We start from the raw sequence: 9,432 nt of genomic DNA on the forward strand, positions 1-9,432 counted from the left end.
GACCAGATCCCGCTCCGGGACGATCGGGCGGGCGCCGGGCGCATGAAGGCGCTGCGCCGGGTCGGTCGTCATGCGCGGTCTCGCCACGCCGACGTGAGCGCGGCGACGTCCGCGCCGACCGCGGCGGTGCCTTCGACAAGTCCCACGCCGAGCGCCATCTCGGTCACGCCCGCGGCCTCGTACGCCCGCAGTTGTTCCACGCACTTCTGCGGTGGCCCCCACAGCGCGAGGGCGTCGATCGCCGAGAGCGGGATCTCGTCCACCGGGTCGGCCCCGTCGGCAATCCGTGCCAGCAGTTCGTCGACGTCGCGACCGCCGAGGTCGACGCCGGCGCGCATCCAGTCGAGCCCGTGTTCGGCGGACATGGCGAGCAGCCGCGCGACGACGGGTGCCAGCACGACGCGGGCGTCGTCCTCCGGCACATCACCGCCGTAGTACAGGTAGCTCACGAACTCGTCGTCCGACCCGTCGTCGTTGGCGTCGCGGGCCAGCTGGATCGCCTCGGCCAGGTAGTCGACGCTGCTGCCCATCGAGAAGATGATCCCGTCGGCGAGCCTGCCGGCCAGCGCGATCGTCTTCGGCCCCATGGCCGCCACAAGGACCGGCAGCCGCCGCCCGGGCACCCGCAGTCCGAGGTCGCCGCCCGCGGGCCCGCCCCAGCCGGGGACGGTCTCGCCCGCCGTCAGGGCACGGATGCGGCCGATCGACTCCTCGAGGAGACGCAGTCCGGACGTCGTCGGGGCGTTCATCGCCTTGCGTCCGTCCTCGCTGGGCATGCCGACGCCGAGGCCCAGGCGGAGCGGGTGCTGCAGGAAGGCGTCCGCGCTGACCGCGTCCTGGGCGACGATGGCCGGGTACCGGGTGCGCACCGACACCGACCCGATTCCCAGCCGCAGCCCCGGGTGACGCATGCCGAGGGCGGCCGCCGAGACGCACGCCGAACGCTCGAACGGGTTCTCGTTGAGCCAGATCGCGTCGATGCCGGCGTCGACGGCCTGATCGGCGGTCTCGATGAGGTCGCCCACGCTCAGGCTGGAGCCGAGTCGGGCGGCCAGGCGCATCACCGCGCCACCAACCGGTCATCCGGGTCGACGCCCGGGATGGGCACGCCGGGCGCAAGCATCGAGAAATGTGCGTGCACGACGCGCCAGCCGTCGGCCTCCCGGCGCAGGATCTCTGTGGACCGCGTCCGGGTCTGCGGGCCGAAGCCGGTGAACGGGTCCTCCTCGTCGCCGATCCATGCGGCGTCGACCGTGCGCAGGCAGGTGACCCACGCGACGTCGCCGGCCACCGTGATCTCACGGTCGAAGGACCGCCAGGGCGAGCGGTGCCGCAGACGGGGCCGGTAGTACCGCCACAGCGCCAACCACGCGCTCAGCGGACGGTAGTTGTGTCCGCTGAGGTTGAAGTAGGCGTTGCGGGGGTCGGCGCTCCAGATCCGCGCGAGCCCGTCGGCCGACGTGATCGCGTTGAGCCGCAGGTATTCCTCGTGTACCGCGGTGACCGCCGCATGGTCGTCCTCGCGGCTCAATGGATCACGTCCGACAGTTCCCGGGTGACGATGCGCTCCTCGGTGAGCGAGAAGTGCACATGCACCACCTTCCAGCCGTCGGCCTCGCGCCGGAAGATCTCCGTCGACCGGGAGATGACCTGATTCGGGTCCTCGTTCGCGAACGGGTTCTCGTCGGAGCTGATCCAATGCGTCTCACCGGATCTCAGGCAGTTCACCCAGGCGAGGTCGCCGACCACCTCGACCTCGACGTCGGAGGTCTCGTAGGCCTTGGCGTGGCTGAAGCGGGTCCGGTAGTGGGCCCAGAGTCGCAGCCACGCCTCGCGGGTGTAGTTGTGGCCGCTGCGGTTGAAGTAGATGTAGCCGGGTTCGGTGCTCCACAGTTCCTTGAGCCCCTCGACGTCGAGGACGCCGTTGAGGATCAGGTAGTCGCGCGAGATGCGCAGCACTTCGGCCTTGTCGTCCTCATAGCTGGGCACGGTCATGGGGGGTCCTTTCGCGGTGGGGGAGTCAGGCGCCGCTGTCGCGCCAGAAGACGAGTTTGTGGTCGAGGAGGTCGATGATCGCGTACGAGAACCAGCCGATCAGCCCGAGCGTGATGATCGTCGCGTACACCACCGGGATGTTGAGCTGAAAACTGTTGAGCTGCACCAGGTATCCGACACCCTTGCGTGACCCGACCAGCTCGCCGATGACGACGCCGACGAGCGCCATCGTGACCGCGGCCTTGAGCCCGGCGAAGATGTTGGGCAGTGCCGACGGGATCGACACCGTCCACAGCGTCTGCAGCCGGGTGGCGCCGAACGAGCGCATGAGGATGAGCCGCTTCTCGCTGACCATCAGCAACCCGGTCATCGTGTCGAGGAAGACCGGGAAGAAGCAGATCACCACACCCATCACGATCTTCGACTCGATGCCGAAGCCGAAGGCGGTGACCATGATCGGCGCAAGGGCGACTTTGGGAAGTGCCTGAAACGCGATGATGTAGGGGCTCAGCACCCGCCGAAAGAATGACGACGCGCCGAGCAGCAGACCCAGTGCGAGGCCGATCGCCGAGCCGGTCAGGAAGCTGACGAGCAGCGCCCTCGTGGTGAACCACAAGTTGTCCCAGAAGTAGGACTGGACATACATCTCGGCCATCGCCAGGGCGATATCGGACGGCGGCGCGAGCACGATGGAGTGCACCAGACCCGAACGGACGGCGAACTCCCACACGCCAACGACGGCCACGAAGAGTCCGATGCTCGTCAGGGTCACGAGCACCCGGCCGTTGCGGTCCCGACGCGATTCGAGCCGGTCCGCGGCGTCGAGCAGCTGCGCCGCCTCGTCGCCTGCGGCCTCGGACGTCTGAGCTTTCGTGGTCATGCGGAGACGCCTCTGACGGGCTCGGCGTCGGTGTCGTCGGCCGTCGAGAGCGTCTCGCGAACATGGCGCTCGAAGGCGACGAACTCGGGTTCGTACACGAGCGAAGACACCCGCGGCCTGGCGAGCGGCACCTCGAGCTCCGCGGTAATCCGCCCAGGGCGCGGTGACATCACGACCACCCTGTCGGAGAGCAGGGTGGCTTCCCCGATGTTGTGGGTGACGAATACGACCGTGATGCCGCTGCCGGCCCACAGACGCAGCAGCTCCATGTTCATCGACTCGCGGGTGAATTCGTCAAGCGCTGCGAACGGCTCGTCCATCAGCAGTATCCGGGGCTCGTAGACGAGTGTCCGTACCAGGGAGGCGCGCTGCTGCATGCCACCGGAGAGTTCGCGCGGATAGCTATCGGCGAAGGCGCCCAGCCCCACGTGGTCCAGCAGATCATGGGCGCGCGCAACGATTTTGGCGCGGTCGTAGCGCCGAGGGTGCAGCTTCAACGGCACGAGGACGTTGCCGAACACGGTCTTCCAGGGCAACAGCACCGGTGTTTGCTGCATGTAACCGATGTCGGCGCGCGGCGCGGTCATCTCCTCGCCGGCGACGGTGACACTGCCGGAGGACTGGGTGAGCAGTCCTCCGATCATGTTGAGCAGCGTGGACTTGCCGCAGCCGCTCTGACCGACGAGGGAGATGAACTCTCCCTCGCCGGCCTCGAAATCCACGTGGGATAACGCCGAAACCAGTTGTCCGCCTTTGCTTCTGAACACCTTGGAGGCGTCGCGGATGCGAATCAGCGGCGCGGTCGTCGTGGTCATCGTCGGCCTTCTTCCGTCGAGGATCGGTGGTCGGCGCCTATGCGGCGGAGGCGGCGTACTCCTTGGCCGCCGCGAGCACCTCGGCGCGATCCCAGTCGTTCATGGCGGGGATGTAGTCGTTGGTGAGCACCGTCGACACGTCGACGGCCCCGGAGATGTCCACCTCGCCGCCCTCGACCGGCTCCACGTTCTGGAGCAGTTCGGCGTAGAGCACCGTGCCTTCGATGTCGATCTGACCGAACGCGTCCGGCGGCGCCGGCTGGTAGATGTCGCGGTAGACGTCGATGATGTACTGCGTGTCCGCGTCCTCGGCCCAGGCCTCGGGGAAGGCGGCCTTCGTCGCGACGGTGATGGCCTCCGGGTACTCGTACCAGACGTAGCTGGCCTTGTTCCAGATGCGCCCGATGGACTCGATCACCGCGGGATTGGCCTCGGCGTACTCCGAGGTCGTGGCGATCATCGCTCCGATCGGGAACGACTCGGAGTTCGGGCTCTCGATGCCGCGGAACTCGTATCCCTGCGCGCCGAGTGCCCCGAAGTCGGTGAGCGAGCCGCCGAAGGCGTCGATCGTGCCCGACTGGAAGGCGTGGAAGATGCTCGCGGGCTCGTCTCCGACCGGGAGCAACTCGACCTCGCTGGTGGTGTCGAAGCCGGCGTCCTGGAGCATGGCGGTCGCGACGGGCACCTCACCGCCGGCCCAACCGGTCACGCCGACGACCGACCCTTTGGGAAGGTCGCCGACAGCCTGATAGGGCGAGTCCTCGGGCACCATGATGCCGAACATGAACCCGTCGCCGGCGCCGTAGGCCAGGCTGACCCCGACTACGTCGTGCCCGGCATCCGCGGTGCTGAGGAACGCCTCGAGCGATGCGACGGCGACGTCGGCCTGTCCCGCGACGAGCAGCTGCATCGCCTGCGAGCTGCCGTCGGCGATCGCGACCTCCACATCGAGTCCCTCGGCGTCGTTGTAGCCCATCTCCTCACCGATGCTGAACTGGGAATCGGAGATCGGGCCTCCGCCTGTGATGACGCGGACTTTCGTGGTGCCGTCGGCGGATTCCTCGGACGCGCCGCAGCCCGCGAGGACGGCGATGCTCGCGGCGAGGACGCCGACGGCTCGGAGCTTGGGGGTGATGCGGCGTTTCATACTGATCTCCAAATTCCCAAATAGCTACTATTTGTGGTTTATAGGACGGGGTCATTCACAGGCGCATGAAGTGCGGATTTGCGCTCGGATCGGGGATCAGACGGCCAATCTCGCCCCGATGTGGACCATACAGCGCCTGAAGTGCGGAAGATAAAACCCAAGTGTTAATAGTTTGTAACCGCATCCACCGTGCTAGAGTCGCCATAACACCACAGGTCTTGGGGGATATTGATGGATGCCGAAGCACTCGACCGCCAAGTCAGCGACCGCCTCTTCCCCCTCGCCTTCGCCCAGCGGGAGACTCTGAACACCTACCGGTCTGCGCACCAGCGCCTGCGCAGTTGCATCGTGCTCGGGGTCTTCGTCCCCGGCTCCCGGCTTCCCCCCGAGGAGCAGATCGCCTCCCTCCTCCAGGTCAGTCGCGGAACCGTCCGGGAGGTGGTGAAGACGCTGCAGTCAGAGGAACTGGTGACCTCGTCCCGCGGGCGTGGCGGCGGAAGCTTCGTCGCGGCCAGCCAGCCGGCGCCGTCGGTCGAACAGGTGCGTCGGCTCGCCGAGACGCTCGGCGACCGCCTGCAGGACGCGCTGGACCTGCGCTGGGTGCTCGAGCCGGCGGCCGCCGACCTGGCGGCGCGGCGCACGAGCGACGAGGACCGTGCGTTGCTGCGCCGACTCACCGACCACAGCTTCTCGACGCCTCGAACGAGTTATCGGCAGGCCGACGCCCGCCTGCATCTGACGATCGCGCAGATGAGCAAGGTCCCGTCCCTGAGTGCGGGCATCATCGAAGTCCAGTCGCTGCTGCATCCGTTCATCTCGCTGATCCCGACCATGGATGCGACCGTGCAGCGTTCGTACGTGCAGCACGAGTCGATCGTCGCCGCGATCATCGACGGCGACGCGTCGACGGCACGGGCGCTCATGGCCGAGCACGTCAGCGGCGTGACACGGCTCATCAACGAGATGCTGGCGACGCCGCGGTTCGAGATCCCGACCGAGAGGGAGGCCGCGCGCGCCTGAATCCCAAGCGCGCGGCTAGTTTTCGCGCACCGCGGCGAACACGTCGGTGTCGGCGCGGTCGTCATCGGTCTCGCGGCGCCGGGGCTGCTGCGGCGTCTTACGGTCGACGAGCCAGCGGCCGAGCGAGACACCGACGATGGCGGAGAGGAACACCAGCAGCGCGGTGAACGCGGCGAACGTCGTGAGCTCGTTGATCAGCCCCTCGACGTACAGGTTCCGGTAGAACATTCCGATGAACCAGGCCACCGCACCGCTGACCACGCCGGCGAACAGGCCGGTCAGTAGCCACGTCATCGCCAGGTCGTCGCGGCGGTCGGGGTCCGGGTTCTTGCGGGCGTCGTTGCGGCCGTCCGCGTAACCCCAGATCAGCGCCACGACCGCGTACGCCACGACCAGCACGAGGCTGATCAGACCCGCCTTGGTTTCCCACGCGTTGATCATCGCGCCCTGCAACAGTCGGACGATGACCATCAGGGCCGCGAACACCAGTCCGCGCAGCAACCACTTACTCATGGGGCCTCACCTTAGCGAGTAGCGTCACCGGCTGTGACGATTTCTCAGCGCCGCGACCGCCTGCGTCGACGTCTGGCTGACGCCGGGCTGGAGGCGATATTGATATCGGACCTGATCAACGTCCGTTATCTGTCGGGTTTCACCGGTTCCAATGCCGCGCTTCTGGTGCTCGCCGAGGACGAAACACCGGTGTTGGCCACCGACGGGCGCTACCGGACACAGGCAGCCCACCAGGCGCCCGACGCCGAGGTCGTCATCGAACGGGCCTGCGGTCCCCACCTGGCGGCCCGGGCCGCCGCCGCAGGAGTGCGCAGGCTGGGATTCGAGAGCCACGTCGTCACCGTCGACGCGTTCACCGCGCTGACCAAGGCGGCGGGACCAGAGTGTGAGTTCGTCCGCGCGGCAGGCACGGTGGAAGGACTGCGCGAAGTCAAGGACGCCGGGGAGATCGCGTTGTTGCGACTGGCGTGCGAGGCGGCCGACGCGGCTCTGCACGAGCTGGTCGACCGCGGCGGGCTGCGGGCCGGCCGCACCGAGAAGGAGGTCCGCAACGAGCTGGAGGCGCTGATGCTGACGCACGGCGCGGACGGCGCGTCCTTCGAAACCATCGTCGCGACCGGGGCGAACTCGGCGATCCCGCATCACCGGCCGACCGATGCGGTGCTCGCCGCCGGTGACTTCGTCAAGATCGATTTCGGCGCGCTGGTCGCCGGCTACCACTCGGACATGACCCGCACGTTCGTGCTGGCGCCGATCGCCGACTGGCAGCGTGACATCTACACCCTCGTCGCCGCCGCTCAGCGGGCGGGCAGCGAGGCCCTCGAACCCGGGGTCACCCTCAAGGACGTGGACGCGGCCTCCCGGCAGGTCATCGCCGACGCGGGCTACGGTGAGAACTTCGGGCACGGGCTCGGTCACGGGGTGGGGCTGCAGATCCACGAAGCGCCGGGAATCAACGCCGCTGCCGCCGGTACACTGCTTGCTGGCTCTGCGGTGACCGTGGAGCCCGGCGTCTACCTGCCCGGCCGCGGCGGTGTCCGCATCGAGGACACGCTCGTGGTCAACAAGCGCCCCGACCTACTCACCAGGTTCCCGAAGGAACTGGTGATCATCTAGAAAGCTAGGAGTACAACCGCGTGGCATCGACCGCCGACTTCAAGAACGGGCTCGTCCTTCAGATCGATGGCCAGCTGTGGCAGATCGTCGAGTTCCAGCACGTCAAGCCAGGCAAGGGGCCGGCCTTCGTGCGGACCAAGCTGAAGAACGTGGTGTCCGGCAAGGTTGTCGACAAGACCTACAACGCCGGGGTGAAGGTCGAGACCGCCACCGTCGACCGACGTGACGCGACCTACCTCTACCGCGACGGTTCGGACTTCGTGTTCATGGACTCGGAGGACTACGAGCAGCACCCGCTGCCCGAGTCGCTGGTCGGCCGCGCCGCGGGCTTCCTGCTGGAGAGCATGCCGGTGCAGATCGCGTTCCACAACGGCACCCCGCTGTACCTGGAACTCCCGGTGACCGTCGAGCTTGAGGTCACCCACACCGAGCCCGGGCTGCAGGGTGACCGGTCCAGCGCGGGCACCAAGCCGGCGACGCTGGAGACCGGCGCCGAGATCCAGGTGCCGCTGTTCATCAACACCGGTGACAAGCTCAAGGTCGATTCGCGTGACGGCAGCTACCTGGGAAGGGTCAATGCCTGACCGGAGGGGTGACCGGGGCCGGCACCAGGCCCGTAAACGCGCCGTCGACCTCCTCTTCGAAGCCGAAGCGCGCGGCATCTCCGCAGCGGAGGTGGCAGACGCGCGAAATGAGTTGGCGGAGAAGCAGACCGACGACGTCACGCCGCTCAACCCGTACACCGTCACGGTGGCGCGCGGGGTCACCGATCACGCCGCACACATCGACGACCTGATCTCCTCGCATCTGCAGGGCTGGACGCTGGACCGGCTGCCCGCCGTGGACCGGGCCATTCTGCGGGTCGCGGTGTGGGAGTTGCTGCACGCCGAGGACGTGCCGGAACCGGTGGCCGTCGACGAGGCGGTGGAACTGGCCAAACAGCTCTCGACCGATGAATCGCCCGGCTTCGTCAACGGCGTGCTTGGCCAGGTGATGCTGGTGACACCGCAGATCCGCGCGGCTGCGGCGGCGGTGCAGGCACGGCCCGACGGCGGTGGCGGAACGTAGATGGGTGCGCCGCAGGACTGGGCCCCGTACTCCAGCGTGCAGGACGCCGCGCGGGTGTACCTGCGCGACCCCGATCTGGCGCTGGACCAGATCCGTTCCGTCGTGGAGCTTTCCGCGATCCGGTCGTTCGTGATGTCCCGGGGCTTCAGCGACGAGTCGTGGGGTGAGGCGCTCTGGCAGGAGGTGCTCGCCACGGACGGTCACCGACTCATCTTGTGGCGTGCCGACGACGACGCCGTCGCGCAGGACGGCGGCGCCGGACCGCGCCGGATCCTGATGGCCTCGGTGCGGACGATCCTGCTGTCCACGCTCACCGACCAGGTGCTGTCCACCGAATACGACGTACTCGGGGACGGCACCCGCCGGTTGGCCGAGGTGAAGCTGCGGCTGTACACGCAACTGGTCACCCGGTCCCGGCAGAAGTCGGCCACCGAGACGGACATCTTTTGCGAATCGTTCCGCTTCGTGAAGTCCGTGGACAACGGCGGATTGGCGCAGATGCAGCGGCTGCTGCAGTTCGGCCGGGTGCTGTCCCAGTCGCTGTAGGCACGGCGCCGCGGGGTCACATGCTCACGCGGCGTCGAAGGTGATGAGGTCGATGGAGAGTCGGCCTTCGGCCAGGCTGAGTTTTCGGCGGATGGGTGGGCCGGGGAGTTGGGGTGGGATCGAGGGGTAGCGCGCGCCGGTCGGCGTCACATACTCCGCGCGATGCTCCCCGTTCTCCTCACCCGTACTGACCCGCCAACCCGAGGCTTCTTTGGCGTAGTTGCAGGCCTCGCACAACCCGAGCCCGTTACCCGCGCTGGTCTTTCCGTCGTCCCGGGCCGGAACCGCGTGATCGTGATGGCGGATCGGGGCATTGCAGTACGGCGTCCGGC

At 67.8% G+C, this 9,432-nt stretch carries 12 protein-coding genes and 1 pseudogene; 5 read left to right on the forward strand and 8 right to left on the reverse strand.

Annotation, left to right across the window (positions count from 1 at the left end; all coding sequences use genetic code 11):
- Positions 1–68 precede the first annotated feature (68 nt).
- Genes ASJ79_RS11270 through ASJ79_RS11295 form a run of 6 tightly spaced genes read right to left on the reverse strand, consistent with a single transcriptional unit; the run spans position 69 to position 4,837 of the window.
- On the reverse strand, positions 69–1,061 hold the full coding sequence (locus ASJ79_RS11270; protein ID WP_067955127.1) for an LLM class flavin-dependent oxidoreductase: 993 nt from the start codon (positions 1,059–1,061) through the stop codon (positions 69–71).
- The gene (locus ASJ79_RS11275) at positions 1,061–1,531 is read right to left on the reverse strand and encodes a nuclear transport factor 2 family protein (protein WP_067955129.1); all 471 of its coding nucleotides are present in this window, start codon (positions 1,529–1,531) and stop codon (positions 1,061–1,063) included. The genes ASJ79_RS11270 and ASJ79_RS11275 overlap by 1 nt, the downstream gene beginning before the upstream one ends.
- The gene (locus ASJ79_RS11280) at positions 1,528–1,995 is read right to left on the reverse strand and encodes a nuclear transport factor 2 family protein (protein ID WP_067955131.1); all 468 of its coding nucleotides are present in this window, start codon (positions 1,993–1,995) and stop codon (positions 1,528–1,530) included. The genes ASJ79_RS11275 and ASJ79_RS11280 overlap by 4 nt, the downstream gene beginning before the upstream one ends.
- 25 nt (positions 1,996–2,020) lie before the next feature.
- Positions 2,021–2,875 carry an ABC transporter permease gene (locus tag ASJ79_RS11285; RefSeq protein WP_067955133.1) on the reverse strand — a complete coding sequence of 285 codons (855 nt, stop codon included), beginning with the start codon at positions 2,873–2,875 and terminating at the stop codon, positions 2,021–2,023.
- On the reverse strand, positions 2,872–3,690 hold the full coding sequence (locus tag ASJ79_RS11290; RefSeq protein ID WP_067955135.1) for an ABC transporter ATP-binding protein: 819 nt from the start codon (positions 3,688–3,690) through the stop codon (positions 2,872–2,874). The genes ASJ79_RS11285 and ASJ79_RS11290 overlap by 4 nt, the downstream gene beginning before the upstream one ends.
- A gap of 37 nt (positions 3,691–3,727) precedes the next feature.
- Positions 3,728–4,837 (reverse strand): ABC transporter substrate-binding protein, encoded by a 1,110-nt coding sequence (locus ASJ79_RS11295; protein ID WP_067955137.1) that lies wholly within the window; start codon positions 4,835–4,837, stop codon positions 3,728–3,730.
- A gap of 231 nt (positions 4,838–5,068) precedes the next feature.
- Between ASJ79_RS11295 and ASJ79_RS11300 the strand changes: the two genes are divergently transcribed.
- On the forward strand, positions 5,069–5,857 hold the full coding sequence (locus ASJ79_RS11300; RefSeq protein ID WP_067955139.1) for a FadR/GntR family transcriptional regulator: 789 nt from the start codon (positions 5,069–5,071) through the stop codon (positions 5,855–5,857).
- Between the two features lie 15 nt (positions 5,858–5,872).
- On the opposite strand, the gene ASJ79_RS11305 is transcribed toward ASJ79_RS11300, so the two are convergent.
- Positions 5,873–6,370: a B-4DMT family transporter gene (locus tag ASJ79_RS11305; RefSeq protein WP_067955142.1), complete on the reverse strand. Its 498-nt coding sequence runs from the start codon at positions 6,368–6,370 to the stop codon at positions 5,873–5,875.
- 33 nt (positions 6,371–6,403) lie between these two features.
- Here ASJ79_RS11305 and ASJ79_RS11310 point away from each other — a divergent pair, with 33 nt between their 5' ends.
- Genes ASJ79_RS11310 through ASJ79_RS11325 form a run of 4 tightly spaced genes read left to right on the forward strand, consistent with a single transcriptional unit; the run spans position 6,404 to position 9,100 of the window.
- On the forward strand, positions 6,404–7,486 hold the full coding sequence (locus ASJ79_RS11310) for a Xaa-Pro peptidase family protein (RefSeq protein ID WP_067955145.1): 1,083 nt from the start codon (positions 6,404–6,406) through the stop codon (positions 7,484–7,486).
- 20 nt (positions 7,487–7,506) lie between these two features.
- Positions 7,507–8,070, forward strand: coding sequence for an elongation factor P (gene efp, locus ASJ79_RS11315; RefSeq protein WP_067955146.1), 564 nt, complete (start codon positions 7,507–7,509; stop codon positions 8,068–8,070).
- The gene (nusB, locus tag ASJ79_RS11320; protein ID WP_067955147.1) at positions 8,063–8,554 is read left to right on the forward strand and encodes a transcription antitermination factor NusB; all 492 of its coding nucleotides are present in this window, start codon (positions 8,063–8,065) and stop codon (positions 8,552–8,554) included. The genes efp and nusB overlap by 8 nt, the downstream gene beginning before the upstream one ends.
- A complete protein-coding gene (locus ASJ79_RS11325) occupies positions 8,555–9,100 on the forward strand; it encodes a hypothetical protein (RefSeq protein ID WP_067955149.1) in 546 nt (181 codons plus the stop codon). It abuts the gene before it with no gap.
- Between the two features lie 24 nt (positions 9,101–9,124).
- On the opposite strand, the pseudogene ASJ79_RS30895 reads toward ASJ79_RS11325, so the two are convergent.
- Positions 9,125–9,432, reverse strand: a pseudogene (locus ASJ79_RS30895) (HNH endonuclease); the annotation flags it as partial.

It is taken from the genome of Mycobacterium sp. NAZ190054, assembly GCF_001545925.1.
In the GTDB taxonomy this organism is placed as follows: domain Bacteria; phylum Actinomycetota; class Actinomycetes; order Mycobacteriales; family Mycobacteriaceae; genus Mycobacterium.